14 protein-coding genes and 1 pseudogene are annotated in these 21348 nt (G+C 59.2%); 8 read left to right on the top strand and 7 right to left on the bottom strand.

All coding sequences use genetic code 11. From position 1 onward, the window contains the following. Positions 1 to 47: 47 nt before the first annotated feature. Genes ABIE33_RS16395 through ABIE33_RS16370 form a run of 6 tightly spaced genes read right to left on the bottom strand, consistent with a single transcriptional unit; the run spans position 48 to position 11911 of the window. Positions 48 to 2393, bottom strand: a complete 2346-nt coding sequence (locus tag ABIE33_RS16395; protein WP_429126729.1) for an ethanolamine ammonia-lyase — start codon at positions 2391 to 2393, stop codon at positions 48 to 50. Positions 2394 to 2447: 54 nt separating this feature from the next. Continuing rightward, positions 2448 to 3767 carry a glucoamylase family protein gene (locus tag ABIE33_RS16390; RefSeq protein WP_429126726.1) on the bottom strand — a complete coding sequence of 440 codons (1320 nt, stop codon included), beginning with the start codon at positions 3765 to 3767 and terminating at the stop codon, positions 2448 to 2450. A 1-nt stretch (position 3768) separates the two neighbouring features. Continuing rightward, positions 3769 to 7617 (bottom strand): GH36-type glycosyl hydrolase domain-containing protein, encoded by a 3849-nt coding sequence (locus ABIE33_RS16385; protein ID WP_429126724.1) that lies wholly within the window; start codon positions 7615 to 7617, stop codon positions 3769 to 3771. Positions 7618 to 7638: 21 nt separating this feature from the next. Next, complete coding sequence (locus ABIE33_RS16380) at positions 7639 to 10101, bottom strand: phosphoketolase family protein (RefSeq protein ID WP_429126721.1); 2463 nt, start codon at positions 10099 to 10101, stop codon at positions 7639 to 7641. A 57-nt stretch (positions 10102 to 10158) separates the two neighbouring features. Then, the gene (adhP, locus tag ABIE33_RS16375) at positions 10159 to 11187 is read right to left on the bottom strand and encodes an alcohol dehydrogenase AdhP (protein WP_429126718.1); all 1029 of its coding nucleotides are present in this window, start codon (positions 11185 to 11187) and stop codon (positions 10159 to 10161) included. A 58-nt stretch (positions 11188 to 11245) separates the two neighbouring features. Beyond that, a complete protein-coding gene (locus ABIE33_RS16370) occupies positions 11246 to 11911 on the bottom strand; it encodes a CBS domain-containing protein (RefSeq protein ID WP_429126715.1) in 666 nt (221 codons plus the stop codon). A gap of 533 nt (positions 11912 to 12444) precedes the next feature. Between ABIE33_RS16370 and ABIE33_RS16365 the strand changes: the two genes are divergently transcribed. After that, positions 12445 to 13404: a phosphate acetyltransferase gene (locus ABIE33_RS16365; protein WP_429126712.1), complete on the top strand. Its 960-nt coding sequence runs from the start codon at positions 12445 to 12447 to the stop codon at positions 13402 to 13404. 2 nt (positions 13405 to 13406) lie between these two features. After that, positions 13407 to 14585 (top strand): acetate/propionate family kinase, encoded by a 1179-nt coding sequence (locus tag ABIE33_RS16360; RefSeq protein ID WP_429126710.1) that lies wholly within the window; start codon positions 13407 to 13409, stop codon positions 14583 to 14585. Positions 14586 to 14759: 174 nt separating this feature from the next. Here the strand turns inward: ABIE33_RS16360 and ABIE33_RS16355 are convergent. Next, positions 14760 to 14891 (bottom strand): annotated as a pseudogene (locus ABIE33_RS16355) (hypothetical protein); the annotation flags it as partial. A 391-nt stretch (positions 14892 to 15282) separates the two neighbouring features. On the opposite strand from ABIE33_RS16355, the gene ABIE33_RS16350 reads away from it, so the two are divergent. From ABIE33_RS16350 to ABIE33_RS16325, 6 genes are all read left to right on the top strand, one after another. Then, entirely contained in the window at positions 15283 to 16542 is a 1260-nt protein-coding gene (locus ABIE33_RS16350) for an ABC transporter substrate-binding protein (protein ID WP_429126707.1), read from the top strand. Positions 16543 to 16629: 87 nt separating this feature from the next. After that, positions 16630 to 17553 carry a carbohydrate ABC transporter permease gene (locus tag ABIE33_RS16345; RefSeq protein WP_429126917.1) on the top strand — a complete coding sequence of 308 codons (924 nt, stop codon included), beginning with the start codon at positions 16630 to 16632 and terminating at the stop codon, positions 17551 to 17553. 7 nt (positions 17554 to 17560) lie between these two features. Continuing rightward, positions 17561 to 18421, top strand: coding sequence for a carbohydrate ABC transporter permease (locus tag ABIE33_RS16340; RefSeq protein WP_429126704.1), 861 nt, complete (start codon positions 17561 to 17563; stop codon positions 18419 to 18421). Between the two features lie 4 nt (positions 18422 to 18425). Next, a complete protein-coding gene (locus ABIE33_RS16335; RefSeq protein ID WP_429126702.1) occupies positions 18426 to 19487 on the top strand; it encodes an ABC transporter ATP-binding protein in 1062 nt (353 codons plus the stop codon). Then, positions 19474 to 20244 carry a formylglycine-generating enzyme family protein gene (locus ABIE33_RS16330; RefSeq protein ID WP_429126699.1) on the top strand — a complete coding sequence of 257 codons (771 nt, stop codon included), beginning with the start codon at positions 19474 to 19476 and terminating at the stop codon, positions 20242 to 20244. Before ABIE33_RS16335 ends, ABIE33_RS16330 begins: the two co-directional genes overlap by 14 nt. Further along, on the top strand, positions 20223 to 21230 hold the full coding sequence (locus ABIE33_RS16325; protein ID WP_429126696.1) for a ScyD/ScyE family protein: 1008 nt from the start codon (positions 20223 to 20225) through the stop codon (positions 21228 to 21230). The genes ABIE33_RS16330 and ABIE33_RS16325 overlap by 22 nt, the downstream gene beginning before the upstream one ends. The last annotated feature ends 118 nt before the right edge of the window (positions 21231 to 21348 follow it).

Below are 21348 nucleotides of genomic sequence, written 5' to 3'. Positions count from 1 at the left end.
CCGACTAGTCTTCGAGCTTGCGGCGCTCTGACCTACATGCTGTCCGCCTACCCATATCGCCGACTGTTGTTGACCTGTTTGCCGACGATTTCCCTGATGATGGTCAGGGTTTCCCTGGCGGCTTCCTTTGGGTGGAGGGCAGTATCCGCGACATTGCTGACGAGTCTCGTAATATCGTGATCGATACCCTTCTCCGACCATCGCTTACCCTTTGCGACCGTGATGTAGACCGAGTAGGCGTGGTGCATGGTGCCGGGCCGCTCGCCGATGATATGAAGTATCCCTCTCAGGCTGTCGGGGTCTGCGTTCTCGAAGAGCATCTCGCCGATCCGATAGCCGGCTCGCACCCTGCCGCTGGTGACGAGGATGTTCTTGTCGCCCACGGTGACGCCGGCTTCCGAAAGCAGCTTGCGCATCTCCTCCAGGTACGGGGAAAGGTGCCCATCGTCCATAATGGCCTTGGCGTTCAGCCCGTCCGAAATGACGATCTGGCCCTTGGGCATGTCGCTTCCCCAGGACGCTCTTATTCTCTCAATTTCCGTGATCGAATCCGGGCTCAGATTTTCACCGGTGGTCGGGTGGGCGATGTAGTCGTTGCGGTCGCTGGATAGGGTGCGCACCGGCACGGCGTCAGGTACGGCGGCGATAAACTCGGGCGTGAGCTCAGCCCAGAGTGATTGCTTGGCGTCGTCGTAGAGGCTCTTCACCTTGGCTGCGAGCGTCGGGTCGAGATCCCAGATTTCCTCTCCGTGCCCTGTTGCGAGGTCGACACCTCTTTTTTCAACTTCTCGGATCTTCTCACGGCCTTCAGCGTAGACCGCGTCCTTGGGCCGTCCATCACCCTTGGCGAGGCGGTACTGGTAGTACACCCACAGAGGATCTCCGTAGTTCGCAGTGAAGCTGTTGTCCTCGCCAACGATCCCGATGCGCTTGTAGAAATCCCACATCGCATCGTTGACCTTGAAACCGAACTTTTCCCTCAGCCGCACGTGATCCTGGAACGCGGTGGTGAGATAGCTCAACATCGGGTCATTTTTGGTCGGAAGTGCAATCAGATAGGCGGGATTGGCCGGCATGATCTGGTCCTGGCACCAATCCAGATCGTCAAGGCTCACCGTCATGTGCAGGGTAGTGCAAATATCCAGGCCGATGGTGAGGCCATGGAGCTTACCCATGACCATGTCCTCGAGGCAGCACCGCACGAGCTGTTCGCGGCTCTTGAACACCTCCGGCCCGATAAAGCCGGCAACATCGTTGACATGCAGCCATGCGCCCCTGGGTTGGACCTTTGCGAGTTCGATGCCGATAGCTCTGCTGAAGCCGTATTTTCGAGACTCAAGCACCATCATATCGACGCCATTTGCTACGCCGTTGGTGAATTCCGAACCCTGTCCGGTCTCGAAGTAGAGGCCATATCTCTCCCCGGCCTTCGCGCGTGCATATTTCAGGATTTTCTCGTTCGTAATATCGAAGATCTTGTTGCAGTCATCCGTTCCAGCAAGACTCTGGAACATCGTCGAAACGGTTCCCGGGAAAGTCTCACTCACTTCGCCCTGAACATCGATATGTGCGAGCACACACCAAGGAATGATGTCGCCCAGCTTGAAAGTGTCGACGATGTCCTTGAGCGCACGTTCGACTGTGGCGACGCTCTCTACCGTGCTGTCCACCGGGTTGGTACCGATCACGATGTCTCCGGTTGCATAGGAGAAGGCATCGAAGACCTGCCAGACAATGTCGTCGGGATGATCGGTTGGTGAATTCGGCTGGATACGTGCACCCATGTATCCCTTCGCCCCCAGCTTGGTGCCGGGCATGACATTGAAAATTTTCTGGCTGACGGAGATCAGTTCCTCATTGCTCATCAGCTTTGGCACGAACCCGATGCTATCGCTGGTCAGCCCGTTCATCACGCCTTTGATCTCTTCTTCCGATCCCGTCAGAAGAAATTCCCTCAGTTGCCCCATCGTCCAGTCTTTGATCTTTTGGAACTGAGCCTGGTCAGTCGTCTGCCAGATGAGGCGCTGCAGATCGTCCTCAAACAATGGGTGATCGTGAAGGTCACTGAGTTTTGTGTTGGTCAGAAGAGCTCGAGCGTTACGGCGTGTCGTGTCGTCTAATGCGCCCACTCCAATCGTCTGATCCCCCTCCTTGAACTCGTTCGCAGCGCCGATGACCTGTTGGTAGGCTTGTTGATCAAAACTGCCCTTAACTCTGTTGACATACGCAAACACGTCTTCGCCCTGACTGACGGCCTCAATCTTGATGGGTGCTCCGCCAACCGCTGCTATCGCGCGCTGGCTATAGCTTGCGACCGCGGCAGTTCCTGCCAATATCAGGAGATCCCTTCTGCATAGTCCGGCATGCTGATTAGAGAACAAGCCCTTGGTCATGGCCATTTCCTTTCTGCAGACGGTCGATATCTTGGTTTGAACGATGCGGCGGGCTCATAGCCAACCGCCGGAGAACCCCGCACGTCTAAGGCCTTTGACCAGCGGCGGACATCGGCGCATGACGTTCCACAGCAATGCTGTTCGGTAGTTCTCGATCATCAGAACCACGGGGCCTTGGTCGACGCCGAAATGGTAAGGGCTGATCCACCATCCGGCTTCGCTTCCCTCTACGGTATAGGTTCGGTTGAAGGATGGCTTGAATCCATAAAGCCGTGTCATGCCGAGATTCATGCGCGCGCAATTAAAGATGGTCGGGATGACGATCTCCGGTGCGAACGGCAACGAAGCGACGACGGCCCAGGGCGATACGGTTCCGTCGTCCGGGCCGAATGGCGCACCGCGGGCGGAGTAATCGAAGAACTCCCGCTCGATGCCGCCGACGTTGCGCCTAGTCCAACCGGGCCCGTCGCTGGCTGTGAACCCCCAGCAATGCTCGCCATATCCAACAAAGTTTAGCGGATTGCGGATGGCGTACTCCTGCTGGACGAAGGTCGCATGGCGGCTGTTCTGAAAATAATCGCTATTGTGCTCGCGCATGAATTCGTCGCGTATGCCGCGAAAGTCGATCCACATGTGCGAGAGTTGGTGCGTGAACAGCGGACCCGAATAGAGCAACTCGCGGCCATAGAGGTTCCGCCAGTCATAGCTTTCGGTGTAGGCCGTATAGGACTCAGCCGGCAGCGGATACGTCGGCGAGCCGAGACCGAGGACATAGAGGAGCAGGCCTTCGTCGTAGCCCCGCCATCGATAGGGAATGAAGCCGTTTTCCGGACGCCAGCCGTGGGTCAAGGTTAGCCCGTGATCGCGGGCCCAGTTCCAGTCGGCACGTTCGTAGAGTGCATTGGCAAGGCGACAAACCTCGGCTTCTTCGTCCGCACCTGCGTCGAAGTAGGTCGCCACCGTCAGCGCTCCCGCGAAAAGGAAGGCCGAGTCGATCGTCGACAATTCGCATTCCCAAACGCGTCGGCCGGTTTCGATATCGAGGAAGTGATAGAAAAAGCCCTTGTAGCCGGAGGCATTGGGCTCCGGCCCTTGCGGACACTCCAGAAGAAACTGCAGCCGGCGACGCGCAATCTTCGCGGCAAACTTGCGAATGATGATGCCGCGCTCGACGAGAACCGGGAGCGTGGCGAGCGCCATCCCGATTGCGGCTATGCTCGAGGGAGCATCTGCTTGGGTTTTGTCGCGCACGAGACCGTTGTCCGGATTGGTGCAATGCAGATAATAGAGCAACGTCGTGAACTGAAGCCGAGCGAGATCCTCCTCGGTCGGCATCCGGTTCAGTTCTGGATCTGTCGACAGCAATTTCGACATCCTAGCCAACCCTGAGACGGACATTATGATCTCGCCCGTCATCTGAGAGTAGAACGCTCCCCTCAGCGACGTCCTTGCCGTCAAGGGTCAGCGAATGGGGAGCCTGTCCAGGTTCGCAGTCCCTGCTCACCTTGATATGGTAGGTTGCCGCCCCAAATCGAAAGTCAACTTCATATGCTGGCCAGTGGTCCGGTATGGACGGCTCAACAAAGAGTTGACGCCCCTGACGCCGAATGCCGAGAATTGCTTCCAGGCCAACACGATACAGCCAGCCAGCCGATCCCGTGTACCAGGTCCAGCCGCCGCGGCCCGTGTGAGGAAACGCGCCATAGACGTCAGCGCTGACGACATAGGGTTCGACCATATAGCGCTCGGTGTCTTTGGGTGACAGGGCATGGTTGATGGGGTTGAGCATGCTCCAGAGCTGAAACGCGCGATTGCCATCCCCAAGCAACGCGGTCGCCAGCGCCACCCAAGCGGCGGCGTGGGTGTACTGGCCGCCATTCTCTCGAATACCGGGCACATAGCCCTTTATGTAGCCCGGTTGCAGGTTGCCCTTGTCGAATGGTGGATCAAAAAGCTGAACTAGCTTGTCCTCGGGGCGAACGAGCCGCTCCCAAACCGCTCGCATCGCTTTAGAAGCGCGGTCGGCGTCGGCTGCGCCGGAAATGACCGCCCAGGCTTGAGGAATTGCGTCGATCTGGCACTCGTCATTTGAGAGGGACCCGAGGGGAGTGCCATCATCGAAATATGCGCGGCGATACCAGGAACCATCCCAGGCATGCTCCTCCAGTGAGATGCGCAAGGCCTCCGCTGCGCTTGTACACCAGGAGACCCGATCTTTGTCTCCCATGACTTTCGCGATTGTGGCAAATGACCTGAGCACGGTGAGGAAGAACCACCCGTTCCACACACTCTCACCTTTGCCCTCGGCGCCGACCCGGTTCATGCCGTCGTTCCAGTCGCCCGTTCCCATGAGTGGAAGCCCGTGACTGCCCAGTCGCAAACCTCGATCGAGCGCCCGGCAGCAATGCTCATAGATGGTTCCAATTTCCTGGCTGACGTGCGGAACCTCGAAGCGCTCCTCCTCCTCGTTATTCAGAGGTGGGGAGACGACGAAAGGAACCTGCGCGCCCAGGAGCCCGTAGTCTCCTGAGACCGAGACATAGTAGTGGACGACGTATGGCAGAAAATAGAGGTCATCGGTCATACGCGTGCGCACTCCGGCGCCAGACGGAGGATGCCACCAGTGTTGCACGTCGCCTTCGGTAAACTGGCGCGAAGCGGCACGAAGGATGTGCGCGCGCGTCTCGGCGGGTGCACAATGTGTAAGGGCTGCGACATCCTGGAGTTGGTCGCGAAATCCGTAGGCGCCGCCGGATTGGTAGAATCCCGTTCGCGCCCAGATGCGGCAAGACAGCACCTGATAGAGCAACCAGCGGTTCATCATCAGGTTAAAGGCCGTATCGGGCGTACGGACCGTGACAGAGTTCAACACCCTATCCCATTGTCGGGAAGCTTCTGCCAGAGAGTTCCTCGCACTCCCCGGTTCAGCATGCTCGCGGACGAGCCTGCTGATCTCCTCGCGATCCTTTGCCTGCCCAAGCACGAATACCAGTTCGACGGTTGATCCTGGAGAGATTGAAAGGTCCACCATGAGGGCTGCGCACGGGTCGAGCGGGGATCCGAGGCGCCCGCCGAGATCCAGGTTTTCCAGTCCCGCCGGTCGAGAAACTGAACCTTCTCTGCCGAGAAACTCACACCGATCGCATGTGAACGATCGTACGGGCGCACTTGAGGCCACGAATGCCATTTCTCCGGAAAAATCACTCGCAACATGGCTCCGAGCAATAATGGCACCAATTTCGCTGTCAAATTCGCATTCGACCTGAGCGTGCCCGTCTTCCCGCAAGATGCCGAGTACCCATTCGATGAAATAAGTGGCGGTGAGATTGCACGCGTGCCTTCCGTCGTTTCGCATAGCGAGGCGGACGATCTTGACGGGCGCCGTGACCGGCACATGGATAGTCAATTCATGATGCAGAAGCCCGCGATCGCTCTCGTAGCGTGTGTAGCCTTGCCCGTGCCGCACAGTGGTCGCCGAGGATTGCCCTAGAGGTAAAGGCGTCGGCGTCCACACTTTCGCTGTTCGCTCATCGCGCAAGTATACGATTTCGCTGGGCGAATCCGAAACCGGATCGTTTGACCACGGTGTCAGCCTGTTTGATTGGCTGTTGCCCGCCCAGGTGTAGCCAAGACCGCTGTCGCTCGTCATGCAGCCAAACGCGCTATTGGCAATGACGTTGCACCACGGCATCGGCGTCGCGAGATCGCCGTCCGTTGCGATTACATATTCGCGCCCGTCTTTGGTGAAACCTCCGCGGCCATTCCAGAAAAGCAGGCTATCTCGAGCCGCGCGACGTCTTTCGTGCGCGCCGTAAATCTGCGCTTTCGTTTCTTTCATTGCCGGCAAAGTGATGGCCGATTTTGGCGCAAACTGCTCTGCAAGTGATCCTCGGCTGCAACATAGTACCGCGCGTGCCGCCGCCGCGATGGCATCCGCCGCGTTGGTCGTGGGTGGGAAATGAACGCCCCCGGCCTTGCCCAGAACCGCCTCCACGTAGCTCGATGCCTTCGTGCTCAACGGCATTCTTCCACTCGCCTCTGTCTCATCGAGGATCACGAGATCAAAAGGAAATCCACGACCGGTGATGAACGCGTGAGCGTTGACGACAGCGTCTACGAGAGATTCCTCGCCTTGTTTGTCTATGCGCAGCAGCAGAATAGGGAGGTGTCCCGAGATACCCGTTGACTGCAAATTGCTGTTGCCCGGGCGCTTCTGGCCGATGCTCTCCCTAAGGCCGGAGTGCGAAAATACCAAGTGCCCCACGAGCCGATTGTAGAGGGTTACGTCTTGAGGGGAAGGGAATGGAGAAGCGCCTCGGTGGGCGTAACTGGCCTTGGCGCCTGACAATGCGCGACGAGCGGCGTCGATGTTGGCGAACCGCTTTGCAATCGTTGCCGCGGCTGCGCCATCCTCCGCCGCGCCTGTTACAAATGCGACTTGCTCCATTGCTGAGGGCTCTAGAACGACGACCCGGCGCAGGCTGAAGATAGGGTCGAGTACGGGGCCTGTGGTGGCTGACAGGTTTCTTCCCGGCATAAGGGCGCTGGGACCTGATGGCGTCCTCCGCCGGCCAAGAAATCTGTAGCGGTCGGTGTCATACTCCACCGAACGATTGGTCTCGTCACTTGAAGCGGACACGTGCGTCGCCAAGATCGGCTTCTCCGCCCCACTGCGCGGACGACGTCGCGCGAACAATGCGGTTGTTTCAGCGTCGAACCAGGTTTCGATGAAAAGCTTCGCAAAGGCCGGATGTGCACTGTCGGCGCGTCGCCCGTTCAGGCATATTTCAGAATAGCTTGTCAGCTCAAGCCTTCTCGCTTTGCTTCCCCTGTTGCGGAGTTGGAGCAACCGCACCTCGGCATCGCAATCCGAGGCGACACATACCTCCCACCGAATGTCTATGTCTCCAAGGACACAGCGGTACTCGGCGCGATCGCCGTGAAACAAATGCTGATAGGCAGCACCTGGATGGCGGATCGGTTGTCGGCCAATGGTCCAGACCTCGTTGCTCTCAAGGTCTCGGATGTAGCAGAACTGGCCCCAACAGTCGCGCGTGCCGTCTTCTCGCCAACGGGTGATATCAAGGCCGCGCCAGGATCCGTATCCAGAACCAGCCTCCGTTAGAAGCACGTTGTATCGACCGTTCGAAAACACGGCAACATCAGGCGGCACGCCCGCCTCGCGGCTTGCGCTGACGCCACTCCTGCCAACCAGACGAACCATCAAACCGACCCTTCAATCGGGCTAGACATTGTCACCTTCCGTGGATGTCGTTGCTTTTGCTTGCTCCGAAGCTCCGACGCCCCATTTCCAGCCCGTAATCGAGGGCATGTCGTCGCCATGTTTCTCGATGTATTCACGATGCTCGATCAGCTTGGCCTGAATGGCCTGCTTGAAATAGGCAGCCCGCGCGCCGAGTTGCGGCAGACGGTCGATGACATCGCTCACCAGGTGAAAGCGGTCGAGTTCATTTAAGACAACCATGTCGAACGGTGTCGTCGTGGTGCCCTCTTCCTTGTAGCCGCGAACGTGCAGATTGCCGTGGTTCGTTCGGCGATAGGTAAGGCGATGGATCAGCCACGGATAGCCGTGGAAAGCGAAGATGATGGGCCTGTTCCGCGTGAAAATTCCATCGAAATCCCGATCCGAAAGACCGTGGGGGTGCTCCTCCGCAGGCTGCAACTTCATCAGGTTGACGACATTGACAACGCGGACCTTCACTTCCGGAAGGTGCTCGCGCAGCAACTGGACCGCCGCCAATGTTTCGAGCGTCGGGACGTCGCCGCAGCAAGCCATGACGACATCTGGTTCGTACTCCCTGTCGTTGCTCGCCCAATCCCATATGCTGACCCCCATGCTGCAATGGCGCACGGCCTGCTCCATCGTCAGCCATTGCGGGCCCGGCTGTTTTCCCGCCACGACCACGTTGATGTAATTGCGGCTGCGCAGGCAATGATCGGTCACGGAAAGAAGCGTGTTGGCATCCGGCGGAAGGTAGACGCGGACGACTTCTGCTTTCTTGTTGACGACGTGATCAATGAAACCCGGATCCTGATGGCTGAAACCGTTGTGATCCTGACGCCAGACATGCGAACTCAGGAAATAGTTCAACGACGCCACGGGGCGGCGCCAGGGGATCTCATTGCAGACCTTCAGCCACTTGGCATGTTGGTTGAACATCGAGTCGATGATGTGGATGAAAGCCTCATAGCAGGAGAAGAACCCATGGCGGCCGGTGAGCAGATATCCTTCGAGCCAGCCTTGGCACTGGTGCTCGCTGAGGACCTCCATGATACGCCCATCCGGCGAGAGATGATCGTCCTCGGGGTAGATCTCGGCCATGTAGCAGCGGTCGGTGACCTCGAGCACGTCCTGCCAGCGGTTGGAATTGTTTTCGTCCGGACTGAACAAGCGGAAGTTCCGGCTGTCCATGTTGACCTTCATCACGTCGCGCAGGAACTTGCCCATAACGCGAGCGGCCTCCACCGTGGTCGCACCGGGGTGCGGAACATCGACGGCATAGTCGCGGAAGGCAGGCATCTTCAGATCGCGTAGCAACAGCCCACCGTTGGCGTGCGGGTTGTCGCTCATCCGGCGATGCCCCGATGGTGCCAGAGCGGCAAGCTCCAGCTTCAGTCGACCCTCGTCGGTGAAAAGCTCCTCCGGGCGATAGCTTCTCATCCATTGTTCCAGGATGCGGATGTGTTCCGGCTTGTCCATCTCGCCCATCGGTACCTGGTGCGATCGCCAGTAGCCCTCACATTTCTTGCCGTCGATTTCTTCCGGGCAGGTCCAGCCCTTAGGCGTGCGGAAGACGATCATCGGCCAGGCAGGTCGCTTGACACTCCCTCCGGTGCGCGCGTCTTCCCAGATCTGCCGGATCTCCGCCATGGCCGTGTCGAGCACGCTTGCCAATTGCTGGTGGACACTCGCCGGATCATGCCCCTCGACGAAATAGGGCTTGTAGCCCATCCCTTCGAAGAACTTCCGAAGTTCTTCGTGCGGGATGCGTGCGAGGAAACACGGGTTGGCGATTTTATAGCCGTTCAAATGCAGGATCGGCAGGACGCAGCCGTCGCGAGCGGGGTTCAGGAATTTGTTGCTTTGCCAACCAGTCGCAAGCGGCCCGGTCTCGGCTTCACCGTCGCCAACGACACAGGCAACGATGAGATCGGGATTGTCGAATGCCGCGCCATAGGCATGGCTGAGCGCATAGCCTAGTTCGCCGCCCTCATGGATGCTGCCCGGTGTTTCCGGCGCCACATGGCTCGGAATGCCGCCGGGAAAGCTGAACTGCTTGAAGAGCCGCTGCAGTCCCTCGTTATCCTGTCCGATGTCGGGATAGAACTCGCTATAGGTCCCTTCCAGATAGGCGTGGGCCACCAACGACGGCCCTCCATGCCCTGGACCGATCACGTAGATCATGTTGAGGTCGTCACGCTTGATGACCCGGTTGAGATGCACATAGAGCATGTTGAGGCCGGGTGAGGTTCCCCAGTGGCCCAGCAGGCGCGGCTTTATGTGCTCTCGCTTCAGGGGCTCGCGCAGGAGCGGATTGTCGAGCAGATAGATCTGGCCGACCGAAAGATAGTTCGAGGCCCGCCAATAGGCGTCCATCAGGCGAAGGTCTTCCGATGACAACGGTGTTGGCGAATGTGATTTTCCGGATGCTGTCTTGTTCATCGATGCCGTATCAACCGAAACCATTTAAGCCTCCCGATCAATGAGGTGTGTTGAAATCCCTTCGGCTTGCCGCCACGCAAGCTAGTGAAGTCGCATGACGATGCGACCGTCGATCTTGCCGGCTTCCATTCGATGGAAGATGTCGTTGATGCTCTCGAGGCTCTCCCAGGAAAAATGAGGTTTCACCTTGCCGTCTGCGGCAAACTGCAACGATTCCTCCAAGTCCTGGCGGGTGCCGACGATCGATCCACGCACAGTAATGCGCTTCAAGACCGTCTCGAACACCGGCAGAGAAATCAATCCAGGGGGAAGGCCAACCAAGACCATCGTCCCCTTCGACCGCATGAAACCGAAGGCCTGTTCCATCGCGATCGGAGAGACAGCAGTCACGAGGGCTCCATGAACACCACCGTTCGTCGCTTTTCTTACCCGGTCAATGGCATCTTCAGCCTTGCCGTTGACCGTGATGTCAGCGCCAAGCTGCCTTGCCAGGGTCAGCTTTTCTTCGAATATGTCGGCGGCGACGACGTTCATGCCCATGGCCTTGGCATATTGCACCGCCATGTGGCCCAGGCCACCGACACCTGACACGGCTACCCATTCTCCGGGACGGACCTCGGTTTCCTTCAGGCCCTTGTACACCGTGACCCCAGCGCAGAGCACGGGCGCCGCGGCTCCGAACTCCAATCTGTCTGGAACGCTGGCGACGAAATTGGGGTCCGCAAGTCCGAATTCTGCGAACGTGCCATTCACGGAGTATCCTGTATTCGATTGCGAGCCGCACAGCGTTTCCCAACCTGTTCTGCAGTAAGGACAGTAGCCGCAGGCGGTATGGAGCCAGGGTACTCCGACCCTGTCGCCTTCCTTTACTCGCTTCACACCGGTGCCGGCGGCTGACACAAACCCAACACCCTCATGCCCCGGTACGAACGGGGGGGATGGCTTTACGGGCCAGTCGCCATTGGCTGCATGCAGATCAGTGTGGCAAACGCCCGTCGCTTCATATTTGACGAGTATCTGCCCTGCTCCTGGGACCGGGATCGCCATCTCCTCGATGCTGAGCGGAGTGCGGAACTGTCGAACGACAGCCGCTTTCATCGTCTTTGCCATGTCCATGCTCCTCCAGTTGGATGAGTTCGAAGACGCTGTTCGAGGCAAGTGAGGCGAGCTATTGCGGATGAGGGTCCGAGAAATGGTCTACCACGCCTCTGACGCCGCGAACGTTCTCGGCGAGGATGCGCGCTGCCCTCCGGCAGTCGGCAGTCTTGACGTTGCCCCAGAGGTGCACGACGCCATCGGTCACATCGACCCTCACATCCAGTGCTTCAAGCCCGGTGTTCTCACCAAGGCGGACGAGGATGCTGCGTCGGATGGCTTCATCACCTGCTGCGGTTTCGTCCTCCTTTGCTGACAAGATCGCCTGCAACAGATCGGCGCGGCTGACGATACCGACCAGGACGCCGTTTCGAAGGACAGGAATACGCTTGATGCCGCGTTCCTGCATGACCGTGGCAACACGCGCCACAGACATATTTTCGTCGATTGTAATGGGATTGGCGGTCATAGCGTCACCAACCCTCCACGAGGAGCGCTTCACATATGCGTTGGCCCTATCTTCGGCAGCAAGTGCCGCTTCGACCATCGGTGCGACGCCACCCAACTCGGTCCGCCGGATCAGATCGCCTTCGCTAATCAAGCCCACCAGACACCCTTCATCGTCAACGACGGGCACGCCGCTAATGTGATTGTCGAGCATGACTCTAGCTGCGTGCCTGACGCTGTTGTCAGGGGATACATTGACGATCTTCGTCGTCATCACATCTTTGACAAGCATATCGATCTAACTCCGGTGAGAGGCATACCGTCATTAGCGCGGCGAATGCTAAACCTGTTGCTGCGGTTCGACAACCGGTCCTGCAACATACGACTGTTGCCCTTGGACGGCGGTTGTAAAGACGTGACGAACTGGGCTTCGTCAGCCTTTGAGGTTTTGTGCCGCCACTGGGAGCAGGAATTTATCGCGTGTGCCAGATGGCCACGCAATCTGGCCATCGGCCGACGTTGGGCCGCAAGCGCGCGCAATTTGCGATTGATCACAAATTCGGTTGCGAAGGAGTGGACATGATGACTAAGCTGATTGGCAAGTTGTCTTGGGATCGATGCGCTTTCAAAGCCACCCACCGCGCAAACGCTGCGAAGTGGTAGTTTGATGGGTCGTCGTCTGGAACGCTCACTGGCGCTGTAGCCGAGCTGTGGCAGACCTCCTCGGCCTCGGGAAGAAGAAAGGCGGCGGCGATCCGGTGCTGTCACCTGGAGGCGAAGTCATCCGCGCAGCGGCGCATCGTGATTGAAGCCTAGGAGGTTCCATTGGCCGACCAGAACAAGGTGCCAGCTCAACAGTCAAAATATGATCGCCTTATAGCTGCGGCGCAGGCGGCGGCCTCAGCAGTCACGATCGTGGCGCATCCCTGTGACGAAGCCTCGCTACGTGGTGCACTTGAGGCCGCCGACAACGGACTAATTGTGCCGGTTCTTGTCGGCCCCGAGGGGAGAATCCGCAAGGTCGCTCAGGAGTCCGGCCTCGATCTGAAAGCGCACGTCATTGTCGATGTGGCGCACAGTCACGCCGCAGCAGCCAAGGCGGTCGCCCTGATCCGAGAGGGAAAGGGCGAACTCCTGATGAAGGGGAGCCTCCACACCGACGAACTGATGCGGGAAGTCACGGCCTCTGCCACGGGTCTACGAACCGAACGCCGCATCAGCCACGTGTTCGTGATGGATGTGCCTGGTCATGCCGACACGCTCTTCATCACCGATGCCGCGATCAACATCTTTCCCGATTTGGACGTCAAGCGCGACATTGTGCAGAACGCCATCGACCTCTGGGTGACAATTGGGTTGGGTGAACAGCCGCGGGTCGCAATCGTCTCGGCAGTTGAGACCGTTACGACCAAGATTCCCTCGACGATCGAAGCCGCGGCATTGTGCAAGATGGCTGATCGTGGGCAAATTATCGGTGGCCTGCTCGATGGACCGCTTGCCTTCGACAACGCGATAAGCCCCGAGGCGGCGCGGATCAAAGGGCTGACCTCGCCGGTGGCGGGCCGGGCACAGATCATCGTCGTGCCTGACCTTGAAGCAGGCAACATGCTGGCCAAGAACCTGACGTTCCTCACCCATGCCGACGCCGCGGGCATTGTGCTCGGTGCGCGCGTGCCGATCGTGTTGACATCACGGGCGGACTCGGTTCGCAGTCGCCTCGCATCGTGCGCTGTTGCCACCCTCTACGCGGCCGCCCAGCGGCGATCGATGCAGGTGGTGGCCTGATCATGGACGCCATACTTGTGGTCAATGCGGGCTCGTCGAGCCTCAAGTTTCAGATCTTCGGGGTTGCGGAGGCTGGCCTGTCACGCAGTGTGCGTGGTCACATCGATGGCATTGGCAGCAGACCGCGCTTGCTCGCGAAGACGATCGACGGGACGGTGCTGATCGACCGAGCCTATCCCCCAGAAGCTATAGGCGACCTGCCGACGGCCATCGCTGAAGCGCGCATCTGGCTGCAATCACTTGAAGGCTTTACGCTTAAGGCAATCGGTCATCGCGTTGTACACGGTGGACCGGACTATGCGGCACCTGTCCTGATCGACCATGCCGTTCTCGACAAGCTTGCCAGCTACCAGGAACTCGCGCCGCTGCATCAGCCAAACAATCTGGCTCCCATCCGCCTCGCCATGGAAATTAATCCGGATGTTCCGCAGGTCGCCTGTTTCGACACGGCTTTCCATCGTGGCCACGCCCCGCACACGGATTGTTACGCTTTGCCTTGGGCATACTACCAGGACGGCGTTCGACGCTATGGCTTTCACGGCCTCTCCTACGAGTACATAGCCGAGCACCTGACCAATGTGGCTCCTACACTCTCCAACGGTCGGGTCATTGTTGCTCATCTCGGCAGTGGCGCATCGATGTGCGCCCTGTATCAAGGTCTCAGCGTTGAGACGACCATGGGGTTCACCGCGCTTGATGGTCTGCCAATGGGCACCCGGCCGGGCCAGATGGATCCGGGTGTCGTGCTGTACCTGATCGACCAGAAAGGCATGACGACCGCGGACGTCACCGATCTTCTCTATCGGGCGTCCGGGCTTAGGGGGCTTTCCGGAATATCCTCCGACATGCGCGACCTGCTTTCCAGCGACGATCCGCGTGCAACTCTCGCGATCGATCATTTTGTGCATCGTTGCTCACTCAGCGCCGGCATGCTCGCGGCGGCGCTCGGCGGTCTGGATGCCTTTGTCTTTACCGCCGGCGTGGGTGAAAATTCGGCGCCTATTCGAGCCCGTATCGCCGAGCGTCTGACGTGGCTTGGCGCTGAACTTGATCCTTCCGCCAACGATGCGGGCGCGACGCGAATTTCAACCGACGCAAGCGGTGTCGCACTTTATGTCTTGCCGACGGACGAAGAATTCATGATTGCGCGCCACACCATTGCCCTCGTCGGGGCCCTTTGATCACGCTGGCTGGCGAAATCGCCGAGAAAAAGTCAGGGCGTTGATCCGGTGTCGACTTTTGCGGCTGGAAGCGGCTGCGCAGCGTTTGACATGAGGGCGCGACCAGGGTGAAGCCGGCTTGTCGACGTCCCCCGTTACTGCGGAGATCTCGCTTTGATGCGCGCGATGAGTTCTTCATCGTCGAGGACGCTGTGCTTGCCTTTGGCGGAGCGCCTCGAAGGCCTCACGCGCCAGCCGTGTGCCGATGCCTTGGCCCGAAAGTGCCTGGGGAACGTCTTTGTCGGTGAGAACGGCCCTGCCGTCTTCGTTGCGGTAGTAACGGCAGTCTCAAAGCGTGATGCCGCGACATTTTCCCGAGGCTGATCGTGCATTTCCTATCTCCAATCGCACCGAGGATGATCCGGGTCTCGGCCGGTACAGTCCCTGCATTCCTATCAATTGAGATCACGTTTCGACCTGGGCGATCACGCAAGACGTAATCATAGAGAATGCTAATGCAGCATCTCTAAATAATGCGTCTGATGTGGTAAAATCGGCTTCGGAAGCAGCGTCGGCTCGAGAAAATGCCGGACAACGTTTCAACTTGTCGCATATCGGTTCGCATGGACGTCGAGATCGCATCTCCGCCGTGCCGGATAGGGTGGGCCCCCTACGAAAATGAGGCCTTCGGATAACAACTCGGAATGGGAGGTGTACGATGGTTCGCAAACTGTTTCTCGTCTTGGCTGCTGCGGCGTCCGCGCTGGCGATCAACGGGGTCGCATGGGCGGATTTCACCGTCCTCGTGCCATCGAGCAGCGAGGGTGATGGCCTTAGGGCTGCTGCCGACGACTACTCGAAGATGAAGGGCACGAAGGTGGAGATCGTGCAGGCGCCTTATGCCAATGTATTCGAACAGGGCGCCAATGCGGGGGCAACCAAATCCGGCGTGTTCGACATCATTTTGATGGATGACCCGTGGATCCCGTTTTTCGCCGAGAACGGACATCTCGAGGATTTGACGCCATACTTCAAGAATGCGGGCATGGAAGGCCCGGACAACGATTTCCTGTCGAAGTCGCTGGCGATCTGTCGCAATCCCTACAATACGGGACCTTATGTGTGCCTGCCCTATGTGGGAAACGCCCAGATGTTCTTCTATGACGCCGCCAAGTACAAGGAAGCTGGCGTCGACGCTCCCAAGACCTGGGATGACGTATTGAAGGCGAGCCAGACCCTGACCAAGGACGGCGGAGGTCGCTATTTCGGTTATGTCTTCCGGGGCGGTCAGGGTAACCCGGTCGTGGCCGACTTCATGCCGATCTTCTGGTCCTACGGCGCCAATATGTTTAACGAGGATCGCACGAAGGTGACGATCGATACGCCGGAAGGTGCGGCCGCGATGAAGACGTTCATGGCGCTCCGCGACGTTTCTCCAAAGGGGATCGAGAGCTACAACGCCAACGAAGTGGGGACGGCGCTTGCCGCTGGTGCCGCCGCCTCGTCTATCAACTGGCCGAACTGGGTTGCGACCTTTGAGGATCCGGGCCAGTCGAAGATGGTTGGCAAGATTTCCTACGCCCCAATTCCGGCGGGCGCGAAACCGGGCAGTTCCGAAATCGGCCATTGGACCATGGGCATCATGTCGGCCTCCAAGAATAAGCAGGAGGCCTTCGACTTCATCGTCTGGGCGACCTCGGCGGAGCAAATCAAGATTTCCGCCACGCGCGGCAATCCGCCTGTCCGAACCTCGGTCTTCACCGATCCGGAACTGACATCGCAGGAACAGTTCCGACACTATCCGGTGTTGATGGAGGCGATCCAGGCTTCGACGCCTCGTCCACGTCATCCGAAGTGGCCGGAGATCGAGAATGCCTTCGGTATAGAGCTTTCCAAGGCCGTAGCGGGTACGATCACACCGGAAGAGGCTCTTAAGAGCGCCCAAGCGGCAGTCGAACAGATTACGGGCCTTAAATAGGCAGTGATCTACGCGGAGCGGGGTCTTCGGACCTCGCCTCGTTTCACGGTGCCGGCAATCGATTCAGGCGCGCCGCGGGAGGGACCACTGTTGAAGTCCGAAAAGGAAACGTCGGCCGCGCAGCCTCGACCAGGTGGCGGTCTGGAGCGGTGGGCAGAGCGCCATCTGCGCTTCCTCATGCTTGCGCCTACGGTCCTCATATTGCTCGGGTTGACGATCTTTCCCAGCCTCTACATGTTCTATGCCGCAGTTCACAAGATCAGTCCGAACCCCGATCTGCCCTGGGAGTTCGTCGGCCCCGACAATTTCGCTCGACTTCTTTCCGACACGCAATTTCACGTCGCACTCTGGAACACGACCGTCTTTACAGTCGTGGCAGTGACGACCGAATTCCTTCTCGGTCTCGGCCTGGCGCTGCTCCTCGATAAATTCATCCGCCGGCTGGCCTTTCTCAAAACCGTCCTGATGATCCCCATGATGCTGCCGCCGGTCGCCGTCGCGATCACCTGGAAGATCATCTACGAGCCACAGTTTGGCGTCCTCAACGAAATCATGTTCCGTCTCGGTCTTCCACTGCAGGCCTGGGCGGGCGACGTGAACCTGGCGATGTTTTCGATCATCGTTGCCGATGTTTGGCAGTGGACGCCGTTCATATTCCTTCTGATGTTGGCGGGGCTGGCAAGCCTGCCGGTCGAACCCTACGAGGCCGCAGCGCTCGACGGCGCCTCGTCATGGCGGCAGTTCTGGGATCTGACGCTGCCCTTTCTGAAACCGGTCATCGCCATTGCCTTGCTCCTGCGCGTCATGGATGCGCTGCGCCTTTTCGACCTGGTCTTCATCCTGACGGGGGGAGGTCCGGCAGACCGAACCAAGGTCTTGAGTCTATACATCTATCAGGTCGCCTACCGCTTCGCCGATCCCGGCTACGCGGCGGCGATCTCGCTCTTCGTGCTGTTCGTGACGATCGTGCTGAGCACGTGGTTCATGAAGCGCATGCGACTGGCGGAGTGAGGCGACGATGGCGACGATAAGAACACGCAGCCGGGGCCGGGAGATGCTTCTAAGCCTGTCCGCCTATCTGACGATCCTCATCGCGCTGATCCTGACGCTGTTTCCTGTTTATTGGATCGCGGCGAATTCGTTCAAGTTCGACATAGACATCTTCGCCGTACCGCCCGAATGGCTGCCGCGCAACCCGACATTGAAGCACTACGAGGAAGCGTTCATCCAGCGGCCGTTCCTGCGCTACGCATTGAACAGCTTGCTCGTCGCGGTCGGAACCACGATCATTTCCGTGGGCTTCGGCACGATGGCTGGCTATGCCTTGGCGCGCTTCAGCTATCCGTGGCAGTGGCGAAAGCAGATTTCGTTCTGGATCCTCTCGACGCGCATGATGCCTCCTATCGTCAGCATCATTCCGCTCTATCTGTTTTTCAACTACTTCGACATGCTCAACACGAAGTCGGCGCTCATCGTCGCCTATACGGCCTTCAACCTGCCGTTCGCGACGTGGATGATGAAGAGCTATTTCCAGGACCTGCCGGTCGAACTGGAAGAGGCCGCGATCGTCGATGGCGACACACGCTGGGGCGCATTCCTACATGTCGCTTTGCCGCTCGCGCGCCCAGGGCTCGCGGCGACGGCCATCTTCTGTCTGATCATCTCGTGGAACGAGTTCCTGCTCTCCCTGATCATCACGCTCACCGAGCAGTCGCAGACGCTGCCGATCGGCATCGCCGGGCGGGTGACGCAATACAAGACCTATTGGGGGGAAATCAGCGCCGCCGGGTTCATGGCCTGCGTGCCGATCGTCATCTTCGCTTTCATCGTTCAGAAGCATCTTGTCCGAGGGCTGTCTCTCGGGGCCGTCAAGGGGTGAGACCATGGCGTCCGTCACGTTCACCAATGTCTCAAAGAAGTTCGGCGAATTCATCGCGGTGACCGACTTCAATCTCGAGGTCCGGGACAAGGAGTTTCTCGTCCTGCTCGGCCCCTCCGGCTGCGGCAAGACGACGACGATGCGCATGGTTGCCGGTCTCGAAGAGGCGACATCGGGTGATATCTACATCGATGCGGAACGCATCAATGGCGTCCTGCCAAAATATCGTGACGTCGCGATGGTCTTCCAGTCGTATGCCTTGTATCCGCACCTCACTGTTGAGGACAATATCGGCTACCCGCTGAAGATCCGCAAAGTGCCCCCGGCCGAATACAAGCGACGCATAGCCGAGGTCGCGCGGCGCGTGGAACTCGACACGATGTTGTCGCGCCTGCCGAAGGAACTCTCCGGCGGCCAGCGCCAGCGCGTAGCACTCGCCCGCGCTATCGTCCGCACGCCACGTGTCTTTCTGATGGACGAGCCGCTTTCCAATCTCGACGCCAAGCTTCGCACTCAAATGCGCGCCGAGCTGAAGCACCTCCAGCATGAGCTGCAGGTCACGACGATCTATGTCACCCACGACCAGATAGAGGCGATGACACTCGCCCACCGCGTCGCTGTGATGAACAAAGGCGTGATCGAGCAGCTCGGAACGCCGAGGGAGATCTATAACGATCCGCGCACCCTCTTCGTTGCCGGGTTTATCGGCTCTCCGCCGATGAATCTGATCCCGGGGGAGGTGAAAAACGGTGTGTTCGTTAGGGCCGGCCTCAGGTTGGCGGGTCTCGGCCAGGCAAATATCTCTTCCGCCGTTCTCGGTGTGCGTCCGGAGGACGTCCATGCGGCCGGAGCCGAGGATGCAGACGTCAATCTGGTCGCGCCGATCTATTCGGTGGAGCTCACCGGCGAGAACACGCTTGTCAGTCTGCAGTTGGGCGGACAACTGATGACCTTGCGCGCCGACAAGAACTTCGCTGGCCAGATCGATCAGCGGGTCGGCGTGAAGGTGGCGACCGATCGCGTCTTTCTGTTCGATGGAGGGACACAACACCGTGTCGACTTCTGACATCTGGACGGCGGCGATTGCAATCACAGTGGCATTCTGCGCGGCCGCCGCCGATGTCGGCCCTATCGACGGCAATCCGCTGATCGAAATCCCTGCCGGGGCCTTCGTCTTCGGTCGTGACGACGGCCCCGAAAATGAACATCCGCGCCGCGTTCTGGAAGGGCGGGCCTACGCGATCAACCGTACCGAGATCACGAACCGGCAATACGGACGCTTCATCGATCAGACCGGTCACCGCCCGGCCTTCTACGCAAATCACCCGGTTCTGGGTTTGGACGACCGGCCGGTCGTCGGGGTGAGTTGGGGCGACGCCGATGCTTTTTGCCGTCACTATGGGTTGGCGCTGCCGTCGGAGCAACAATACGAGAGAGCGGCACGCGGAACGACGGGCAGGGCATTTCCGTGGGGCTCGGCCCCTGGTGACTTTGTGCGGGCAAATTCCGGCGCGGATATCTGCTGCTCCGGCGACGCGCGCGACGGTTATCTGATGACCGCGCCAGCACAGTCTTTCGCCGATGGCGCCAGCAGCGAGGGCGTCCTCAATCTTGTCGGCAATGTCTGGGAGTGGACCAGTGATGTTTACGTGCCCTACGACGGTTGGGCCGCGGCAAAAGGTACGGGGCTATACCGCGTGCTTCGCGGGGGCTCCTGGAACAGCGATGCACGCCACCTTACGACGACCTATCGCCTCGCCTATAATCCGGAATTTCGTTTCTCAGCCAATGGAGGGTTCCGATGCATTCGCTCCGCGGCTTGACAATCATTGCGGGCCTTCTGTTCCTGGCAGCCGGCGCCAGCGCAGAGCCGGCAGTCGCACCCGGCTACCGGCTAGAGACTGTTAGCCTGGCGGGTGCCGCGTTCGCCGGTATGTCCCGCGATGGCGAGGCTCTGCTCGTCACCGATCTGGCCAGCGGCCGGCTTTATCGCCGCGACGGGCAGGGTAAGCTCGTCGCATTCGGTCCGGTCTTTTCGCATGGCCTCGACGTGATCGGCGACCCGACCGGACCTTATCGTGTGGTGCGTGCCGGCGACGTCCTTGTCGTCGCCCAAGGGTGGACGCCGGCCAACTCCGACGCAGGCCCATACGACCACGCTCTCATTGCGATCGATGGCGCTGGCGCGGTCCGCGTCATCAGCAGCGATTTCTGGAATCCGTTCGACTTCATCTTGGCGGACGGCGTTTACTACGTGATCGATGCCGCGCGAAACAGTGTCGAACGGGTGCAAATGGACGGCCAGAAGAACACGATCATGACGTTCCGCCGTATGACCGAGGCAGCGACGGCACTGCAGGATCTGTCGCCGACAGAGTTCACGACGGGGAAAAGCTATGAGGTCGATGCGGTGCCGACCGGCATCTGGCTGCGCGACCGACGCCTTTATGTCGCGCTGTTCGGCGGCTTTCCTTTCCTTGCCGGTGCTGGAAAGATCGTTTCGATCCCCGAAACCGGTGGCGCGTCAAATCCGCGACTTGACGTCGAAGGCCTGAATGCGCCCGTTGCTATCGCCTTCAACAGTGATGGAGCGATGCTTGTTCTCGAACACGGTATCTACGATCAGCCGGAAGGGTTCCGGAAGGGCAGCGGTCGTTTGCTCAGACTCGACACAATGACGGGCAGCCGAAAGATCATTCTCGACGCCTTGACACGACCCGTGTCCGTCCTCGTCTGGGACGAGCGGCGGCTCGTGGTTTCCGATCTGAGCGGCAACCTCCATTTTCTGACACGTGAACAGGCGCACTGACCACCAGTGAGACGACGTCTCGAGGCGAACACGCCTTACACGAGGACTGATACGGAAGAACTGATCGCCGAGCGCGGCTTTCGCGTTTAGCGAAGCGATCGTCGCGCTCCGCTATCCG

Origin of the sequence: Ensifer sp. 4252, from assembly GCF_050434565.1 — a bacterium.
Lineage (GTDB): Bacteria > Pseudomonadota > Alphaproteobacteria > Rhizobiales > Rhizobiaceae > Ensifer.
The sequence above is the reverse complement of the archived record's forward strand: the minus strand, read 5'-3'. Positions and strand labels throughout refer to the sequence as shown.

Coding starts and splice junctions, on each gene's coding strand:
- ABIE33_RS16395 (WP_429126729.1), bottom strand. CDS start 2,393: ATGACCAAGGGCTTGTTCTCTAATCAGCATGCCGGACTATGCAGAAGG.
- ABIE33_RS16390 (WP_429126726.1), bottom strand. CDS start 3,767: ATGTCGAAATTGCTGTCGACAGATCCAGAACTGAACCGGATGCCGACC.
- ABIE33_RS16385 (WP_429126724.1), bottom strand. CDS start 7,617: ATGGTTCGTCTGGTTGGCAGGAGTGGCGTCAGCGCAAGCCGCGAGGCG.
- ABIE33_RS16380 (WP_429126721.1), bottom strand. CDS start 10,101: ATGGTTTCGGTTGATACGGCATCGATGAACAAGACAGCATCCGGAAAA.
- adhP (WP_429126718.1), bottom strand. CDS start 11,187: ATGGCAAAGACGATGAAAGCGGCTGTCGTTCGACAGTTCCGCACTCCG.
- ABIE33_RS16370 (WP_429126715.1), bottom strand. CDS start 11,911: ATGCTTGTCAAAGATGTGATGACGACGAAGATCGTCAATGTATCCCCT.
- ABIE33_RS16360 (WP_429126710.1), top strand. CDS start 13,407: ATGGACGCCATACTTGTGGTCAATGCGGGCTCGTCGAGCCTCAAGTTT.
- ABIE33_RS16350 (WP_429126707.1), top strand. CDS start 15,283: ATGGTTCGCAAACTGTTTCTCGTCTTGGCTGCTGCGGCGTCCGCGCTG.
- ABIE33_RS16340 (WP_429126704.1), top strand. CDS start 17,561: ATGGCGACGATAAGAACACGCAGCCGGGGCCGGGAGATGCTTCTAAGC.
- ABIE33_RS16335 (WP_429126702.1), top strand. CDS start 18,426: ATGGCGTCCGTCACGTTCACCAATGTCTCAAAGAAGTTCGGCGAATTC.
- ABIE33_RS16325 (WP_429126696.1), top strand. CDS start 20,223: ATGCATTCGCTCCGCGGCTTGACAATCATTGCGGGCCTTCTGTTCCTG.